Consider the following 18,380-nt stretch of genomic DNA (forward strand, 5'->3'; position numbering starts at 1 on the left):
TACTATGAAGAAATTTCTCGTGCTTGCCGACGGCTCGGTCTTCGAGGGCGTCGGCTTCGGCGCCGACAGAGACGCGGTCGGCGAGCTCGTTTTCACCACCGGCGTCTGCGGTTATATAGAAACGCTGACCGACCCGAGCTACTACGGGCAGATCGTCATGCAGACCTTCCCGCAGATCGGCAACTACGGCGTCATAAGGGAGGACTTCGAAGGGAAGCCCGCCCTTTTCGGCTACGTTACGCGCGAATACTGCGACGCGCCCTCAAACTTCCGCTGCGGCGGCACGCTCGACGCCTTCCTGCGCGAAAGCGGCATCCCCGCGATCTGCGGAGTCGACACGCGCGAGATCACCCGCCGCATACGCGAAAGCGGCACGATGAACGCCGCGATATGCTCCGAAATCCCCGCCGACCTTTCCGCGATAAAGGCGTATTCAGTCAAAGACGCCGTCGCCGCTGTCAGCCGCCGCGACTCCGCCGTCTTCCCCGCGCTGAACGGCGAACGCTTCAGGGTCGCGCTCATCGACTACGGCGCGAAGGGGCACATCGTGCAGTGCCTGCGCGAACGCGGCTGCTCCGTGACCGAGCTGCCCTTCGACGTTACGGCGGAGTACATACTTTCAAACGGCTTCGACGGCGTGATGCTCTCAAACGGCCCGGGCGATCCGGCGGAGAACGCCGCCGCCGTCGCGGAGCTGAAAAAGCTGCTCGGAAAGCTGCCGATCTTCGGCATCTGCCTCGGGCATCAGCTCCTCGCGCTCGCCGCCGGCGGACGCACCGTCAAGCTCCCCTACGGGCACCGCGGCGCGAACCAGCCCGTCCGCGACCTTGAAAGCGGGCGCGTCTACATCACGAGCCAGAACCACGGCTACGCCGCCGACGGAAGCATCCCCGGCGCGACGGAGCTTTTCAAAAACGCCAACGACGGCACGAACGAGGGCCTCGCCTACCCCGGCCTGCAGGCGCTCTCCGTGCAGTTCCACCCCGAAGCGAGCGCAGGTCCGCACGACGCGGGCTTCATGTTCGACCGCTTTATTCAGCTGATGGAGGATAATAAGTAATGCCGCGCGATCCCGAAATCAAAAAAGTCGTCGTCATCGGCTCCGGCCCCATCGTTATCGGGCAGGCCGCCGAGTTCGACTACGCCGGCGCCCAGGCCTGCCGCGTGCTTCGCGCGGAGGGAGTGGACACCGTGCTAGTCAACTCCAACCCCGCCACGATAATGACCGACGCCGCGCTCGCCGACGAAATATACCTCGAGCCCCTCAACGAAGAAACGCTCAAGCGCGTCATCGAGAAGGAGAAGCCCGACAGTCTGCTCGCCTCCCTCGGCGGACAGACCGGCCTTACGCTCGCGATGAAGCTCTCCCGCGACGGCTGGCTCGCCGCGCACGGCGTGCGCCTGCTCGGCACCGACGCGGAAGCCATTTCGCGCGCCGAGGACCGCGAGCTTTTCAAGCAGACGATGGAGGAGCTCGGCCAGCCGACGATACCCTCCGACATCGCCAACGACGTCGAAACCGCGCTTTATATCGCTGACAGGATTAAATACCCCGTCATCGTGCGCCCCGCCTTCACCCTCGGCGGAAGCGGCGGCGGCATCGCATATAACGCCGAGGAGCTGCGCTCCGTCGCGGCGATAGGGCTCGACACCTCCCCGATACGCCAGATACTCGTAGAGCGTTACATCTACGGCTGGAAGGAGATCGAGTTAGAGACCGTCCGCGACAGCGCCGGCAACGCCATCGCCGTCTGCAGCATGGAGAACTTCGACCCCGTCGGCGTCCACACCGGCGACAGCATCGTCGCCGCGCCCGCGCTGACGCTCTCCGACAAGGAATACCAGATGCTCCGCACGGCGTCGCTCGACATAATCTCCGCGCTCGGCATCGTCGGCGGCTGCAACTGCCAGTTCGCGCTCGATCCCGACAGCTTCGAATACGCCGTCATCGAGGTCAACCCGCGCGTTTCGCGCTCCTCCGCCCTCGCGTCGAAGGCGACCGGATACCCGATCGCGAAGATCACCACGAAGCTCGCGCTCGGCTACACGCTCGACGAGATACCCAACGAAATAACCGGCAAGACCTGCGCCTGCTTCGAGCCGACGGTCGACTACGTCGTCGTCAAGTTCCCGAAGTGGCCCTTCGACAAGTTCCCCGGCAGCGACCGCACGCTCGGCACGCAGATGAAGGCGACCGGCGAGGTCATGGCCATCGCCCACTCCTTTGAGGCCGCCGTAATGAAGGCGGCGCGCGGCGCGGAGATCTCTCTCGACACGCTCGACCGCTCCGGCGGCGGCGAGCCGGTAGAAGAACGGCTGAAGCGCATGGACGACCACCGCCTTTTCACGATATTCGAGGCGCTCCGCAAGGGAGTCGGCGCCGACGAGATAAACGCCGCGACGCGCATCGACAAATACTTCATCGGCTGCCTGAAGAAGCTCGCCGACTTCGAGAACGAAATCGAGGGGCGCGCGCTGACGGAGGAAGAATACCTCCGCGCAAAGCGCCTCGGCTACACCGACAAGGCGCTGGCGCGGCTCTCCGCGCACCCGCTTCCGCCGCACCGCGACGCCGTCTATAAGATGGTCGACACCTGCGCCGCGGAGTTCGACGCGGAAACGCCGTATTTCTACTCGACCTACGACGACGCCTGCGACTCGCGCCGCTTCGTCCGCTCCGGCAAGCCGGTCATAATCGTGCTCGGATCCGGCCCGATACGCATCGGGCAGGGCATCGAGTTCGACTACTCCTCCGTCCACTGCGTCAAAACGCTCAAGGAAATCGGCTACGACGTCGTCATCATCAACAACAACCCCGAGACCGTCTCCACCGACTACGACACCGCCGACCGCCTCTATTTCGAGCCGCTCTGCGAGGAGGACGTGATGAACGTCATCCGCGCCGAGAACCCCGTGGGAGTCGTCGTCGCCTTCGGCGGCCAGACCGCGATACGCCTCGCGAAGTTCCTTGACGAAAACGGAGTGAAAATACTCGGCACCTCCGCCGACGGCATCGACACCGCCGAGGACCGCGAGCGCTTCGACGCGCTGCTCGAGCGCTTCTCGATAAGGCGCCCGAAGGGCGAATCCGTCACCACCGAGGAAGGCGCGCTCGCCGCTGCGAAAGAGCTCGGCTACCCCGTGCTGCTCCGCCCGAGCTACGTCATCGGCGGCCAGAATATGACCATCGCGCACGACGAGCGCGACGTATCGGTCTATATGCGCCGCATACTCGCCGGAGGCATCTCCGCGCCCGTGCTCTGCGACAAATACATGATGGGGCCCGAGCTCGAGGTGGACGTCATCTCCGACGGCACGGACGTGCTCATCCCCGGCATAATGCAGCACATCGAGCGCGCCGGAGTACATTCCGGCGACTCCATCGCCGTCTACCCGACCTACAACATCGGCGACATAATGCTGAAAAAGCTCGTCGACTACTCGACGAAGCTCGCCCTCGCGCTCGGCACGAAGGGCCTTGTCAACATACAGTATCTCATATACGAAAACGAGCTCTACGTTATCGAAGTCAACCCCCGCGCGTCGCGCACCGTGCCGTATATCAGCAAGGTCTCCGGCGTGCCGATGGTGGATATCGCCTCCCGCGTCATGTGCGGAGCGACGCTGCGCGAGCTCGGCTGCGGAACGGGGCTCTGCCCGACTCCGCCCTACTACGCCGTCAAGGTGCCTGTCTTCTCCTTCGAGAAGCTGACCGACGTCAACGCGTACCTCGGGCCCGAGATGAAGTCCACCGGCGAAGCGCTCGGCATCGGCAGGACTCTGCCGGAAGCGCTCTTCAAGGGACTGACCGCCGCGGGCATCAAGGTAGTTTCGCCGCACGATACGAACGCCGACGTCGGCGTCTTCCTCAGCGTCGACGCGCACGATCTCTACGAAGTCGTCGGGCTCGCCAAGAAGTTCGACGATCTCGGCATGAAGCTCTACGCGACCGCCGACACCGCCGACTCCATCGCCTCGCTCGGCATCGACGTCGAGCGCGTGCCCGGAGTGCGTGAAAGCGGCGAGGTCTTCAACCTCATCGAGAGCGGCGCGGTCAGCTACGTCGTCTACACCGGCGCCGTCTACGACGACACCATCGAGGACTATATCGCGCTGCACCGCCGCGCGCTCGCGCATTCGGTGGCGTGCTTCACGTCGCTCGACACCGCGAACGCCGTAGCGGACATAATCGCGAGCCGCTACAACGCCTTCAACACCGAGCTGGTGGACATAGCGCATATGCGCAGGGAGCGTCCGCGCCTGCGCTTCACGAAGATGCAGGGCTCCGGCAACGACTACATCTTCTTCGAGAACTTCGACGGCGCGCTGCCCGCGCCGGAATCCCTCTGCGTCACCCTCTGCGACCGCGCCTACGGCGTCGGCGGCGACGGGATCGTCTATATCGAGCGCTCCGAGGTCGCGGACGCGAAGATGCGCATCTTCAACCGCGACGGAAGCGAGGGACTTATGGCGGGCAACAGCATCCGCTGCGTCGGCAAATATCTGCACGACAAGGGGATTGTCGCCGGCGACGAGATCTCCGTAGAGACCGCGAGCGGAATAAAGAAGCTGCGGCTGTATCTGACCAACGGGCGCGTGACCTCCGTCACCGTCGATATGGGCGAAGCCGACTTCGACGCCGCATCCCTGCCCTCCGCGCTCGGCGGCGAGATAATCGACCGCCCGGTGAACGTCGCGGGCGAGGAGCGCCGCATAACCTGCCTCTCGGTAGGCAACCCGCACTGCGTCATCTTCTGCGACCGCGTGGACGCCGTGGACGTGCCGCGCGTCGGTCAGATTTTCGAGCACGCGGATATGTTCCCCGACAGGATAAACGTCGAGTTCGTCCGCGTCGTCAACCCCACGACGCTGAAAATGCGCGTCTGGGAGCGCGGCAACGGCGAAACGCTCGCCTGCGGTACCGGCGCCTGCGCCGGAGCCGCCGCCGCGATACGCCTCGGGCTCTGCCGCGCGGACGGCGACGTGACCGTCAAGCTACCCGGCGGCGACCTGAGCGTCCGCGTCGAGAACGGCCGCGTACTGCTGACCGGCGACGCCGCCTTCGTGTATGAGGGCGAAGTGGAAATATAAAGATTCGCCCGCGCCACGGGCGAAATAATGAATACTGAAAACTGAAGATTTAATAATGAATAATTAAGGAAAAACGGCTCCGGATTCGGAGCCGTTTTGAATTACAGCGGCTTCCGCAGCGAAAACGCGCTCGCGCCGTAAAAGTTACAAAATAGTTACAAAACAGCCGTAAAAGTAACAAAACAGTTACAAAAACGCCCTAAAAGTTACAAAAGGGTTACAAAACTGTAACTAATTTGTAACCGTTTTTCGCGTTTTTTTATGATATAATGCAATTGTAGCGAGATACCGCGCCCGCGAGCGCGAAAAACATACGATCATATTTCAAAGGAGGAATCGGAAATGAAAAAACTGCTTGCGTTCACACTTGCATTGGCGATGGCGCTGACGCTCTTCGCCTGCTCGAAGGCGGCGGATCCGGTCAGCAGCTCGGAACCCGTCACGGATACGCAGGATGACGCCGAGCCCGCGTTCACCTTCGAGGACATCCGCGTCTACGACAAGTACCTGCCGACCTCGCTCGGCATAGAGATGAAAAACGTAAATCTCACGGCTGTCCGCGACGACCGGCCTCTCGAAGATTACGAACTCCAACTCGCGGCAAGATACGGCGTTACCGGCGAAGCCGCGAAGGCCATGACACGCGCCGAGCTTCTCGATCTCGAAAGCAAACACAAACTCACTCCGCAATCAATAAGCAGCATAAAAACAGTTTATCCCGAAGTTCCGGAAAGCGTACTGAGAACGTGGACGTACGGCGATTACGAAGCTTACGGCGTCGCCGTATCGTATGAGAGACTCAGGCCGAGCGAAGAGATCCGCGCCGAGCTCGAGCGCCGCGGGATAACCGAAGACGATTTCATGCGCCTTCGCAAGTTCTACGAATACGAATCCGATGAGGAGATAATCGCGAGAAGCGACGATGAACTGAGGGCGACCATCATCAAGGATTACGAGCAAAAGCTCGAATACGCCCGCGCGGTATCGAAGGACGATTACGGAGATTGATCGCCGATCATGCAGAAAGGAGCGACAGTATGAATATGAAGAAGCTTTTTGCGTTCATACTTGCGGCGGCGATGGCGCTGACGCTCTTCGCCTGCGCGAAGGCAGCGGATCCGACCGCGTCTTCGAGCGGGCTCGGCGGGCCTAAGCTCTATATCCTCGCGGACCGCGGGACAGGACAGATGTATTACAAGGTGCTCGAGCTGCATCCCGAGCCGGAGTTCGACGGCGCCGGCGAGCCGATGGATGAGAAGTATATCGAATACCTCATCCGCTGTCAGGTCTACGAGGACGAGTATCGCGACTGGACGAACGGCGACGCCGAGGCGCGCCTGCGCGGCAAGACGTATCTGTTCGAACGTGAATACACCGCGGCGCAGCTTGCGAAGTTCAACGAGCTCGGGCTGACGACGGGCAAGCTGCATACGCTGCTGGATTTAAGTTACGGCATAGATGATATAATGAAAATGACCGCCGATCAGGTGCCCGGAAGTATCGAAGACAAACAAAGCGATATGATCATATACAACAAACTGAACGCCGTAGTGCCGAGGTCAGACGCAAAACGCCTGACACTCGATGACGTCGATACCTTCGGTCTCTCAGCGGATATGCTTGAGGAGGATGTCGTTGCAAAGCTCGGACCCGCAAGTGAGGTACGTGAAGAAGACGACGACGGAGAGGGAAGGTTCGGTAAAAAGATATACATCTACGACGGCTTGACGATCACCTTTTTAAAAACGCTTTACGGCGAGCCGTATATGGACGAGATATTCTCCGCCGAGTTCACGTCGCCCGATAAAGAGTATATGCACGGGATAAAGCTCGGCGACACGCTTTATGACGTCGTCGCGAAGTTCCCGCAGGACCGCGATTACCGCTGCGGCACGCCGTATGGTGATCCGATGGACAAATACACTGACGGTTATTCCGTTCTGCAGAACATCCGAGAGTATAATCGACACAACGACGATATCTACCGCCTGATCGTTACGGTCGGATACTATCCGCAGGTCAACTTCTATTTTGCGGAGGACTTGACGCTTTCGTCGATACTCATCAAATATCGCAACGACGGATTTGAGGAATAATTCACGCATAACAAAAACGCTCCGAGGTAGCCTCGGGGCGTTTTGTTTTATTCAGATACCGTCATCCCGAGGGCGGCTATGCCGCGCCCGAGGGATCCCCTGCCGTCTGCTGACGGTGTGGGATCCTTCGACTCGCTTCGCTCGCTCAGGATGACACCCGGCATGGAGCTTTGGTCAATTATAATGCAAATTGGAAGACACAATACCCCGCGTAAATACACAGCAGCAGTATCCCCTGCCAGCGGCTTACCTTGCCGCGGATAAGCGCCGGAAGCGCCATTATCAGCATCACCGCGCCCATGACCGGAATATCCACGACGAGCGAGGCGTTCATGCCGCCGATCAGCTTTTCCGCGGGCACGCCGAACGGTCTGACCGTCATCGCCGCGCCGCTGACGAGCACGAGGTTGAAGAGGTTCGCGCCTATTATGTTGCCGAGCGAAAGGGCGCTGTGCCCCTTGACGAGCGAGGTTATCGCCGTGACGAGCTCCGGCAGCGACGTGCCGAGCGCGACGAAGGTCAGCGCGATGACCGTTTCCGGCACTCCCAGCTCGGTGGCGATCTTCGTGCCGTTATCGACGAGCAGACGCGCGCCGACCGCGATCAGCGCCGCGCCGACGACGAGCAGCAGGATATCCTTCCACGCCTTGCCCTCCGGAGCCGGCTCCGGCTCCTCCTTCTGCGCCTCGAGCTTCCTGCCCGCCCTGCGCGAGGTGATTATCAGCGCGAACATATACGCGACGAAAACGAGCAGCAGGCCTATGCCCATCAGGCGCGAGAAATACCCGGTCGTGTACGCGACCGCCGCGTAAGCCGCCGCCGCGGCGAAGAAGAACGCGAGCGGCAGGCGGAGCGTCTTCTTATCGACGTCCGACGGACGCACCGCCATAGTCACCGCGGAGATAAGCGCGGTGTTGCAGATTATCGAGCCGATGGCGTTCCCGTAGGCGATCTCCGGATGAGTCTCGAACGCCGCGGTGACGGAGACCATCACCTCCGGCAGCGTGGTGCCTATCGAAACGACCGTCGCGCCGATGATCAGCTCCGACATCTTCAGCCGGCGGGCGATGCCGACGGAGCCGTCGACGAACCAGTCGCCTCCGAATATCAGCATCACGAGCCCCAGAATAAACAGTAAAACGGCAACAAGCATACGGTTTCCCTTTCTCAAGCCGCACGGCAAGGTGAGACTCTGCGGCGGGCGCTTCCGCGCCGCCCCCGATGCCTGTTGCCACCGATTTTAATTCCGTGCGTTATTTCGGTAGTATTATAACCGCTCGCCGCCGTTTTGTCAAGACGGCGTGGAAATCCGTTATATTATTTGAAAAAAATCGTTGACAAATCGGCGTTTATGCGATATAATACTCAGGCTGCGTAAAAATCCGCAGTATCCTTGCTTCCGAAAGGAAGCCATAAGTCCAAAAGGAGGTGCAATTATGTCAAAGATCAAGAACAACTACGAAGCTATGTTCGTCATCGACTGCGATCTCGACAGCAAGGAAGAAAACGCTACCGCCAATCTGGTGGCGAAATTCAAGTCCTTCATCGAAGAGAACGCCGAGAACGTCGAGCTCGAGGAGTGGGGCATGCGCAAGCTCGCTTATCCGATCAACTACAAGGACAGCGGCTATTACTGCGTCTGCAAGTTCACCAGCGAGACCGAGTTCCCCGCCGAGCTGGAGCGTAACTTCAACATCAACGAGAGCATCATCCGCTATCTCGTCATCAAGCTTGAGAAGTAAGGGAGGAAACGAAAATGATTAACAAGGTCATTCTTATGGGCCGCCTCGTGGCCGATCCCGAGCTCAAGCATACCCAGAGCGACGTACCCGTCGTCTCCACCCGCATCGCCGTAGACCGCGATTTCAAATCCGCGAGCGGCGAGCGTCAGGCCGATTTCATCGACATCGTCTGCTGGCGCGAAAGAGCGGAGTTCGTCTCCCGCTATTTCCGCAAGGGCAACATGATCGCCGTCGTCGGCTCCCTGCAGAGCCGCCAGTTCGAGACCAAGGACGGTCAGAAGCGTACCGCCTACGAGGTCGTCTGCGATCAGGTATCCTTCACCGGCGAAAAAGCCAACAACGCTCCCTCCGCCGGCGGAAGCTACGCGCCCCGTCAGGACGCGCCCGCTCCGGAGTTCAGCGCTCCCGGCGGCGACGACTTCGAGGAAGTCGACGACGACAGCCAGCTGCCCTTCTGAGGCAGCCCCACATTCTACAACCAAGGAGTGTTATAAATGGAAAAAGAGAACACCGCGCCGCGCTTCTCCAAGAAGCCCCGCAAAAAGGTCTGCGCCTTCTGCGTCGACCGCGTCGATTACATCGACTATAAGGACGTCGGCAAGCTCCGCAAGTACATTTCCGAGAGAGCGAAGATCCTGCCCCGCAGGACCACCGGCACCTGCGCTTATCATCAGACTCAGCTGACCACCGCCATCAAGAGAGCCCGCCACTGCGCGCTGCTCCCCTACGTCAACAACTGAGCGAAACACGAAAGAACGGAGCAAGAACCTTGCTCCGTTTTTTTATTGAAAAAGCACGCCGCGGCGTGCTTTTTTGCTTATCTGATCTATCTCACCTGACCGTCGCCTTCGATGAGGTATTTGTAGGTGGTCAGGCAGTCGACGCCCATCGGTCCGCGGGCGTGGAGTTTCTGCGTGGAGATGCCGATCTCCGCGCCGTAGCCGAACTCGCCGCCGTCGGTGAAGCGTGTGGAGGCGTTGACGTAGACCGCCGCGGCGTCAACTTCGCGCAGAAAGCGCGCGGCGTTTTCCGCGTTTTCCGTGATTATCGCCTCGCTGTGTCCTGTGGAGTAGCGCGCGATATGCGCGAGCGCTTCGTCGATGCCGGCGACGACCTTGACGGCGAGGATATAGTCGAGGAATTCGTTCGCCCAGTCGCTCTCGGACGCGGGCTTCACGCAGCCGCCGAGGATCACGCGGGCGCGTTCGCAGCCGCGCAGCTCGACGTTCTTCTCGTCAAGCTTCGCCTTCATCAGCGGCAGGAACTTCTCCGCGACGTCAGCGTGAACGAGCGCGGTTTCGAGCGCGTTGCAGACGGAGGGGCGCGAGGTCTTGGCGTTGAAGATTATATCCGCCGCCATATCGAGGTCGGCGGAGGCGTCCACGAAGGCGTGGCAGTTGCCCGTTCCCGTTTCTATCGTCGGTACGGTGGCGTTCTTCACCACCGCGGAGATGAGTCCGGCGCCTCCGCGCGGGATAAGCACGTCGACGTAATCGTTAAGCGTCATCAGCGCCGTAGCCGCTTCGCGCGAGGTATCCGGCAGGACGGTGACGCAGTCGGCGGGAAGCCCCGCGCTCTCGAGCGCGGAACGCATTATCTCGCCGAGCTTGAGGTTGGAGTTTATCGCCTCTTTGCCGCCCTTCAGGATAACGGCGTTGCCGCTTTTCAGGCAGAGCACGGCGGCGTCGACGGTGACGTTCGGACGCGCCTCGTATATGATCGCGATGACGCCGAGCGGCACCGCTTTTTTCGTTATCTTCAGCCCGTTGGGGCGGACGCGCTCGTCGAAGACGCGGTCGAGCGGGTCGGGAACGCCGAGCAGTTCGAGCGCGCCCTGCGCCATGAGCTTCACGCGGCTCTCGTTCAGCGCGAGGCGGTCGAGCATCGCGGCGCTCATGCCGTTTTCGCGCGCGGCGGCGAGGTCCGCTTCGTTCGCGGCGAAGATCTCGGCCTTGCGCGCTTCAAGCGCGGCGGCGATCGCACGGAGCGCGGCGTTGCGCGTTTCGTTCGAGGAGGTTCCTATTATGCGCGACGCCGCTTTCGACGCGGCGCCGATGGCTCTGATATCCATATTCCCTGCCTTTCTTTTCACTCGGCGGCGAAGACCGTGCCGACCTGTTTTCCTTCAAGCAGTTCGTAGATCAGCGCGGGGTTCGCACTGTTCATTATCACCGTTTCCCTGCCCTGCGCGAGCATACGCTCGGCGGCGCGGAGCTTGGAGGTCATGCCTCCCGTGCCGAGGGCGGATTTGCCGTCGCAGCTCTCGTACATCTCCGCCGTTATCTCGGTCACGCGCGGGATGAGCTTCGCGTTCGGGTTGGAGTGCGGGTTGGAGTCGAAAAGTCCGTCCGCGTCGGTCAGAAAGACGAGCATATCCGCGCTTATCAGCTCCGCGACGACGGCGGAAAGGTTATCGTTGTCGCGGAAGCCGGCGAGCTCTTTTATCTCGTCGGTGTTCACGACGTCGTTGGCGTTGACTATCGGGATGACGCCGAGCGAAAGCAGCCGCTCGAAGGCGTTCAGGCAGTTGCGGCGCTGTACCTCGTTCTCGACGACGTTGCGCGTCAGAAGCACCTGCGCGACCGGCACGCCGAACTCGGCGAAAAGCTTGTCGTATATGTGCATCAGGCGTATCTGTCCGACCGCGGCGGCGGCCTGCAGACCGTCCAGCTCCGTCGGGCGGACGCCGTTCCAGAGCATCGCGCTGCCGACTCCGACCGCGCCGCTGCTCACGAGGACCACGCTGTTGCCGGTGTTGCGGACGCCGCTGAGTACCTTCGCGAGCTCGTCGATCCTGCGCAGGTTGACGCTTCCGCCTTCACCGGTCAGCGAGGACGTGCCTATCTTGACTACTATCCTCTTGCCTTTTTCCATACACGTCAGCTCCTTTTATACCGCGCGACCGCTCCGTCATGCGGCTTCTTCCCTTATTTTGTTATATTACCATATTTTTTGAAGATGTCAACAAAAAAGTGTTGAGAAACCGCCGATTATTTGCTATAATATGAGATGATAGTATAATTGTATAACTATGTTTATTACGAGGTGGGCATTATGAGTCAAAAGAACATCATCAACATAAGGATCGGCGGGGTGCCTTACACCATCAAGACAGACGAGCCTGCGGTGAACGTTGAACGCGCCGCCGCGGACGTCGACCGCCGCATAGCCGCGCACCAGCGCGACGCGGAATGGCTCAGCACCGAGAAGGCGCTCGCGCTGACTTCCATCGAGCTCGCTGACCGTTATCTGCGCCTGAAGGACGAGGTAGACAACGTCAACGCCCGCTACCGCGAGACATCCAAGCAGCTCTTCTATCTGCAGAAGGAAACGGACGAGCTCAAGCAGCAGTTGTTTGAGCTTAAACAGGGCGGAAAATCCGAACCGCTCGGCGACGAGCCGGATAATAAGGACGGCGGCGAAAACGGCTACGGCTACGGCGGCGAGGTGAGCAGCTTTGTCTGACTCCCGCGTTTTCGTTAAGCTGACCGGACGCGCCGGCGTGAAGGCGCCCGAACGCGCGACCTCCGGCAGCGCAGGCTTCGACCTCTGCGCCGCGATAGAAGCGCCGCTGATGCTTCAACCCGGCAAGCTCGCATCCGTGCCGACGGGGATAGCGGTAAAGCTTCCCGAAGGCAGCGTAGGACTGCTCTTCGGCAGGAGCGGCCTCGGCGTGAAGCACGGAATTACCCTCTCGAACTCCGTCGGCGTCATCGACAGCGACTACGTCGGCGAAATATTAGTCGGACTGTGCAACGTCTCCGACGAGCCGTACACGATAATGCCGCTTGACCGTATCGCGCAGCTCGTGGTCATGTCTCCCCTGCCGGTAACGCTCGTTCCGGCCGAAACGCTCGAAGATACCGAACGCGGCTCCGGCGGCTTCGGCTCGACGGGCAGATAAATCCGTTTATACAACTCACCTCCCGCTCCGGCGGAGAAAGGCAGCTTCATATGGGACTTTTCAATAACTTCATCGGCATCGATATGGGCACTTCGAACACGAAGATATACTACAAGGATCGCGGCATAGTGCTGCGCGAGCCCAGCGTCGTCGCCATCGACAACTACGACGAGGTCATCCGCGCCGCCGGCAACGAGGCGAAGGAGATGCTCGGACGCACACCCAAGGACATCACCGCAGTACGCCCGATACAGGACGGCGTCATCGCCGACCTGACCAGCACGGAGGGAATGCTCCGCCGCTTCGTCAAGGAGGTCTGCGGTAACAGCTTCTTCTCGAAGCCGCGCGCCGTTATCGCCGTGCCTTTCAACGTCACGGAGGTCGAGCGCCACGCCGTCAAGCAGGCGGCGTCAGGCGCGGGAGTGCGCGATCCGCGCACCGTCGACGAGCCTATGGCGGCCGCTATCGGCGCGGGGCTCCCGATCGCGGAGGCGACCGGCTCGATGATCGTCGACATCGGCGGCGGACTGACCGAGGTCGCGGTCATTTCCTACCAGGGCATCGTTTCCAGCTGCTCAGTGAAGGTCGCCGGCGACGATTTCGACGACGCGATCGTCGATTACGTCAGACGCAAATACAACATCGCCATCGGCGGCCGTACCGCCGAGGAGGTCAAGATACATATCGGCTCCGCCTACCCATATGAGAACGAGGGACGCGAGCTGATCAAGGGCAGAAACATCATCGACGGACTGCCCAGAGAACTCGAGATAACCGCCTCCGAGGTGCGCGAGGCGCTCAGCGACTCGGTCGCCGCGATCCTGGAAGCCGTCCGCTCGACGCTTGAAAAGACCCCGCCGGAGCTTTCCGCCGACCTGATCGAGCGCGGAATAATGCTCTGCGGCGGCTCCGCGCTGCTCCGCGGTATCGACACCGTCATCGCGCAGGAGACAGGTATGCCCGTCTATATCGCGCCCGAGCCGACCGACTGCGTCGCCATCGGCGCCGGAATGATGCTCGAGCATATCGACGAATTCGACAACGACGATTCCTACGGATACAGAATGGCGTAAGCGCCCTCAAGCGCTCACACGGATTATACGTAACGCACGGGCGATTACTGTCGCCTGACGCAAAAGAGGTCACGAAATGCGGGATTTCTTCACCGGAAAGAAAATCAAAATAATCGCCGCGGTCTGCCTCGTGCTTATCGGCTCGATGATATATTCCATCAGCCGGGGCGGCGAGGCGAGCTACCTCGAGAGCTTCTTCGGCGCACTGACCGTCCCCTTCCAGAAGGCAAACGCAGCCATTGTCAACGGTCTTTCCGATTTCTTTGTCAAGATCGGCGACTACGACAGACTGAAGGAGGAGAACGATATGCTCCGCCAGGAGGTGCGGCGACTGCAGGCGCTGGAAAGCCAGAACGAGATGCTGATGCAGGAGAACGAATTCCTCAAGGGCAGTCTCGGACTGACCGAACGCCTGACCGAGCTTTCGCTCACCAAGGCTAAGGTCATCGGACGCGATCCCTCCGGATGGTTCGACGTCATCTCAGTTGACCGCGGAAGCATAGACGGAGTCGAGGTGCGCGATCCCGTTATCTCCGGCGGCAGCCTGATAGGCTACGTCAGCGAGGTCTACCTCACTTACAGCAAAGTCACGACGATACTCGACGTTTCATTCGAATGCGGCGCGCTCGAGACGCGTACCGGCGAAGTCGCGGTCATCGAAGGCGACGCAAAGCTCCGTGAGGACGGCAAGTGCAAGCTCAGCTACCTGCCGCGCGAAACGCAGGTCGCCGCGGGCGATATGGTCGTCACCAGCGGACTCGGCGGGGCCTTCCCGAAAAATATAATCGTCGGCACCGTGGAAGAGGTGCTCGTTGAAACACACGGCGCTTCAAGCTACGCGGTCATCGCGCCGTACACCGACATAAGCCGGCTGCGCAACGTCTACGTAATCACCGATTTCACCGGACAGGAGCAGGAGTAACGTGAATAACAACACCAAACCGAAGGCGTCCTTCGCGAAGTGGACGGTGTACTCGTTTCTGCTGCTGCTCATGCTCGTGCTGCAGAACACACTGTCTCTCCACATCGAGAATATCTGCCTCGTGCTGCCTGCCGTCATAGTCATTTCGCTGAACGACGACTCGGACGTAGGACTCGTGCTCGGGGGTGTTTTCGGCTTGCTCTGGGACGTGACTTCGGGCAGGCTTTTCGGCTACAACGCGCTGCTGATGCTTTTGTTCGCTTTCGCGGCGCAGATAGTCGCGGCGAATCTGATACGCGTCAAGTGGCTGACGAATCTCGTGACCGTCGCGGCGTTCGCGGCGATATACCAGTTGATAACCTACTTGTTTTTCTTCCTTATATGGGGCAACGGAGGCGCGTGGTATACGATCTTCCGCGCGATCTTCCGGGGCGGACTGAGCGCCGCGATCGCCGGAACGGTGTTCTTCATTATCTTCCGACCGATATGCCGGAAGATAAACTCTCCCGTCGGATAAGGGGCAGTTATGGATAAGCGAAGCAAAAAAATCAAAACGCTTATACTGGGCGTCTTCTGGTGCCTGGTCGTCGTTGTGTACACCGTTCGCCTTATGAACCTCCAGCTCGTCCACGGCGATGAATACCTCGAAACTGCGACCAAGCGTTCGTACAAAACGCAGACGACCGTCGCCGTTCGCGGCGAGATACTCGACTCCGACGGCGAGCCGATCGTTACGAACCGTATGGGACTGTCGGTAACGATCGACCGCGCATACATAACTAAGGATCAGGAAAACGAGACCTGCTCGAAACTGATAAAGATACTGCTCGAAAACGGCGTCGAGATAAAGGACGGCATACCTATAACCGACGAATCCCCCTACGAATGGGAAGCCGGCAAGGAGAACGCGAAAAAGAAGCTTCTCAAAACGCTCGGCCTCGGAGACAACGCCACGACTCAGGAGGCGCTCGCGGCAATCTATAAGCGCTACGGCATAGAGGACGGCAGCGCCGACGATATGCGCCGGCTCGCCGGCTTCCGCTACGAGATGGAGCTCCGCAACTTCGCGATCGGCACGCCGTTCACCGCCGCCAGCGATATTTCCGCAGAGACCGCCAGCGAGATAAAGGAGCGCCGCTATGAGATGAGCGGGGTCGACGTCACGGTCGAGCCGATACGCATCATCAACGACGGCACCTTCGCTCCTCACGTCATCGGCAGGACCGGCCTCATCTCCGCCGAGGAGGCGGACAGTTACGTAGAGCGCGGTTATCCGCTCAGCGCCGTCGTAGGAAAAGACGGCGTGGAAAAGTCGTTTGAGGACTACCTGCGCGGCACGGAAGGCGAAAACCTCGTCGAGGTCGACAGCACCGGCAAGGTCGTCGGCGTACACTCGGGCGAGACCTCGAAGCCGGGCAATACCGTCAAACTTACGATAAACTCGAAGCTTCAGTGCGTTGCGCAGGAGGCTCTGGAAGCCACCGTCAAGCGCATCCGCGCGAACGCGAAGAACGGCGTCGGAGAGGACTGCAACGCGGGTTCCGTCGTCGCGATAAACCCGAATACCGGCGCTATATACGCGATGGCAAGCTATCCGAGCTACGATTCGACAAGGTATTCCGCCGACTTCTCCGATATGATAAACAATCCGGCAAATCCGCTGCTCAACCGCGTCATCGGAGGCACCTACTCCCCCGGCTCGACCTTCAAACCCGCGACCGCCCTTGCCGGACTTGAAAACGGCGTCATCACCACCGACGAAATCATACTCGACAAGGGTATCTACACGTTTTACGACGACTATCAGCCGAAATGCTGGATATACGACAGCTACGGCACTACGCACGGGCCATGCAACGTCGCGAAGGCGCTGCAGACCTCCTGCAACTACTTCTTCTTCGAGGTCGGCAGACGGCTCGGCATCGATAAGCTCGACGACGTCTGCAGAAGACTCGGACTGGGCGAGAAAACCGGCGTTGAACTCCCCGGTGAAAGCGCCGGAGTGCTCGCGAGCCGCAAATACAAGGAATCGAACTTCAACGAACCCTGGTACGGCGGCGACGACCTGCAGGCGGCGATAGGCCAGTCATACCACCTCTTCACGCCGCTCCAGATCGCGAACTACATCGCGACTATCGCAAACGGCGGAACGCGTTATCAAGTCCACCTTCTTGATAAAATCCTCGATTATAACGACGGCTCCGTCATCAGCAGCTTTGAGCCGAAAGTCGTTTCCACCGTCAATATGACCTCCGAAGAGCAGAGCGCTATCCTCAAGGGAATGCGCTCCGTCACCGAGGAGGGCGGCACCGCCTCGAGAGTTTTCGAGAACTATCCCATAGCCGTCGGCGGCAAGACGGGAACGGCCTCCGTTGCGAAAGGCACCGCGACCGGCGTCTTCGTCAGCTTCGCGCCGTATAAGGATCCGGAAATCGTCATATGCGTGCTCGTCGAGCACGCAGGCAGCGGCAACGGCGTCGCGCCCGTCGCCAAGGAGATAATGGACGCCTATTTCAAGCTCGGCAAATACGCCGACGGATACGAGGCGCCGGAATCCTCATCCGAGCCGAAGAGCTCGTCCGTTTCGAGCTCGCGCGGCGAAAGTTCCGGTCAGGAGCCCGCGCTTCCCGACAGCAACAGCTCCGCCGAGCCCTCGAGCTCTTCGCAGGAAAGCGAGCCCGACGACGGCAGCGAGGAAGAGAGTTCTTCCGAGCCGCAGGAGCCCGAAGAGAATCCGCCGGACAACGAAGGCGACGGAGAGTCGCCGTGATCCGAGAAAAAGGATAAAGAACGGAGGGAGAAAACGTGATCCAGTCTATCGCGGTAATATCCGGAAAAGGCGGCGTCGGAAAGTCATTTTTCTGCGTTAACGTCGCGACCGCGCTCGCGTTGCGCGGCAAAGCGGCGCTCATCGTCGACGCTGATTCCGGTATGCGCAACGCCGATATCATCCTGCGCAAAAGCGACAGTTTCATATACGATCTTTCCGATATCGAGCGCGGAAACTGCTCCTTTGACGACGCGGTCGTCGACGTCGCCGGAAAAGGCAAGCTCGCCCTAATTCCCGGCGCGAAGGATTCCGATTACGTTCCGAACGCGGAGTTTCTTAAAAAGCTCGCCGGCGAAGCCGCGAAGAAATACAACTTCATCATATACGACTGCCCCGCCGGCGTCGGCGCTTCCGTGAAAAGCTCCGCGGCCGCTGCGGACAAGGTCGTAATCATCACGAATCCGCCGACGGAATCCGCGCTTCCCGCTTCCGCAGCGGCGGAAGCCGTGCGCCGTTCGAGTCCGGACAAGCCCTTTTACGTCGTGGTGAACAGAGTCAATCCTAAGGGACTTTACCGCCGCGACATGTCCCCCGATCAGATCATGGACGCCTGCTGCGCCAGACTGCTCGGGATCATCTACGAAACCGACGAGATCGAAAAAGCGCGCCGCGCAAACACGCTGCCCGTCACCGGCAAGAGCCGCGAAGCGAAGCAGCTGCGCAACATCGCCGCACGTCTCTGCGGCGAGCGCGTACCGCTTCTCATCTGATAATATCCCATT

The 18,380-nt window shown here is 60.2% G+C and carries 17 protein-coding genes; 14 read left to right on the forward strand and 3 right to left on the reverse strand.

Annotation, left to right across the window (positions count from 1 at the left end; genetic code table 11):
• The first annotated feature begins 4 nt into the window (after nucleotides 1–4).
• The 4 genes from carA to J5441_02185 all read left to right on the forward strand — a co-directional run bounded on the left by carA (nucleotide 5) and on the right by J5441_02185 (nucleotide 7,187).
• Nucleotides 5–1,060: a glutamine-hydrolyzing carbamoyl-phosphate synthase small subunit gene (gene carA / locus J5441_02170; GenBank protein MBO4933959.1), complete on the forward strand. Its 1,056-nt coding sequence runs from the start codon at nucleotides 5–7 to the stop codon at nucleotides 1,058–1,060.
• The gene (carB, locus tag J5441_02175) at nucleotides 1,060–5,091 is read left to right on the forward strand and encodes a carbamoyl-phosphate synthase large subunit (GenBank protein ID MBO4933960.1); all 4,032 of its coding nucleotides are present in this window, start codon (nucleotides 1,060–1,062) and stop codon (nucleotides 5,089–5,091) included. Before carA ends, carB begins: the two co-directional genes overlap by 1 nt.
• 342 nt (nucleotides 5,092–5,433) lie before the next feature.
• Nucleotides 5,434–6,099, forward strand: coding sequence for a hypothetical protein (locus tag J5441_02180; protein ID MBO4933961.1), 666 nt, complete (start codon nucleotides 5,434–5,436; stop codon nucleotides 6,097–6,099).
• A 29-nt stretch (nucleotides 6,100–6,128) separates the two neighbouring features.
• Nucleotides 6,129–7,187 carry a hypothetical protein gene (locus J5441_02185; protein MBO4933962.1) on the forward strand — a complete coding sequence of 353 codons (1,059 nt, stop codon included), beginning with the start codon at nucleotides 6,129–6,131 and terminating at the stop codon, nucleotides 7,185–7,187.
• A gap of 178 nt (nucleotides 7,188–7,365) precedes the next feature.
• On the opposite strand, the gene J5441_02190 is transcribed toward J5441_02185, so the two are convergent.
• Nucleotides 7,366–8,340, reverse strand: coding sequence for a calcium/sodium antiporter (locus J5441_02190; protein ID MBO4933963.1), 975 nt, complete (start codon nucleotides 8,338–8,340; stop codon nucleotides 7,366–7,368).
• A gap of 283 nt (nucleotides 8,341–8,623) precedes the next feature.
• On the opposite strand from J5441_02190, the gene rpsF reads away from it, so the two are divergent.
• The 3 genes from rpsF to J5441_02205 are packed head-to-tail and all read left to right on the forward strand — an operon-like array spanning nucleotide 8,624 to nucleotide 9,669.
• Entirely contained in the window at nucleotides 8,624–8,929 is a 306-nt protein-coding gene (gene rpsF, locus J5441_02195) for a 30S ribosomal protein S6 (protein ID MBO4933964.1), read from the forward strand.
• 14 nt (nucleotides 8,930–8,943) lie between these two features.
• Nucleotides 8,944–9,387: a single-stranded DNA-binding protein gene (locus tag J5441_02200; GenBank protein MBO4933965.1), complete on the forward strand. Its 444-nt coding sequence runs from the start codon at nucleotides 8,944–8,946 to the stop codon at nucleotides 9,385–9,387.
• Between the two features lie 36 nt (nucleotides 9,388–9,423).
• On the forward strand, nucleotides 9,424–9,669 hold the full coding sequence (locus J5441_02205; GenBank protein MBO4933966.1) for a 30S ribosomal protein S18: 246 nt from the start codon (nucleotides 9,424–9,426) through the stop codon (nucleotides 9,667–9,669).
• Between the two features lie 86 nt (nucleotides 9,670–9,755).
• On the opposite strand, the gene J5441_02210 is transcribed toward J5441_02205, so the two are convergent.
• Nucleotides 9,756–11,000 carry a glutamate-5-semialdehyde dehydrogenase gene (locus J5441_02210; GenBank protein ID MBO4933967.1) on the reverse strand — a complete coding sequence of 415 codons (1,245 nt, stop codon included), beginning with the start codon at nucleotides 10,998–11,000 and terminating at the stop codon, nucleotides 9,756–9,758.
• A 17-nt stretch (nucleotides 11,001–11,017) separates the two neighbouring features.
• Complete coding sequence (gene proB / locus J5441_02215; GenBank protein MBO4933968.1) at nucleotides 11,018–11,803, reverse strand: glutamate 5-kinase; 786 nt, start codon at nucleotides 11,801–11,803, stop codon at nucleotides 11,018–11,020.
• A 180-nt stretch (nucleotides 11,804–11,983) separates the two neighbouring features.
• Between proB and J5441_02220 the strand changes: the two genes are divergently transcribed.
• From J5441_02220 to J5441_02250, 7 genes are all read left to right on the forward strand, one after another.
• Nucleotides 11,984–12,394 (forward strand): cell division protein ZapA, encoded by a 411-nt coding sequence (locus J5441_02220; protein ID MBO4933969.1) that lies wholly within the window; start codon nucleotides 11,984–11,986, stop codon nucleotides 12,392–12,394.
• Complete coding sequence (gene dut / locus J5441_02225) at nucleotides 12,387–12,833, forward strand: dUTP diphosphatase (GenBank protein MBO4933970.1); 447 nt, start codon at nucleotides 12,387–12,389, stop codon at nucleotides 12,831–12,833. Before J5441_02220 ends, dut begins: the two co-directional genes overlap by 8 nt.
• A 50-nt stretch (nucleotides 12,834–12,883) precedes the next feature.
• Complete coding sequence (locus J5441_02230) at nucleotides 12,884–13,906, forward strand: rod shape-determining protein (protein MBO4933971.1); 1,023 nt, start codon at nucleotides 12,884–12,886, stop codon at nucleotides 13,904–13,906.
• A gap of 76 nt (nucleotides 13,907–13,982) precedes the next feature.
• Nucleotides 13,983–14,828, forward strand: a complete 846-nt coding sequence (gene mreC / locus J5441_02235; GenBank protein ID MBO4933972.1) for a rod shape-determining protein MreC — start codon at nucleotides 13,983–13,985, stop codon at nucleotides 14,826–14,828.
• 1 nt (nucleotide 14,829) lies between these two features.
• A complete protein-coding gene (gene mreD, locus J5441_02240) occupies nucleotides 14,830–15,345 on the forward strand; it encodes a rod shape-determining protein MreD (protein MBO4933973.1) in 516 nt (171 codons plus the stop codon).
• Between the two features lie 9 nt (nucleotides 15,346–15,354).
• Complete coding sequence (locus J5441_02245; protein ID MBO4933974.1) at nucleotides 15,355–17,598, forward strand: penicillin-binding protein 2; 2,244 nt, start codon at nucleotides 15,355–15,357, stop codon at nucleotides 17,596–17,598.
• A 35-nt stretch (nucleotides 17,599–17,633) separates the two neighbouring features.
• Nucleotides 17,634–18,368 carry an AAA family ATPase gene (locus tag J5441_02250; GenBank protein MBO4933975.1) on the forward strand — a complete coding sequence of 245 codons (735 nt, stop codon included), beginning with the start codon at nucleotides 17,634–17,636 and terminating at the stop codon, nucleotides 18,366–18,368.
• Nucleotides 18,369–18,380: the final 12 nt, after the last annotated feature.

Source organism: Clostridia bacterium (assembly GCA_017620395.1).
Classification (GTDB): domain Bacteria; phylum Bacillota; class Clostridia; order Oscillospirales; family RGIG8002; genus RGIG8002.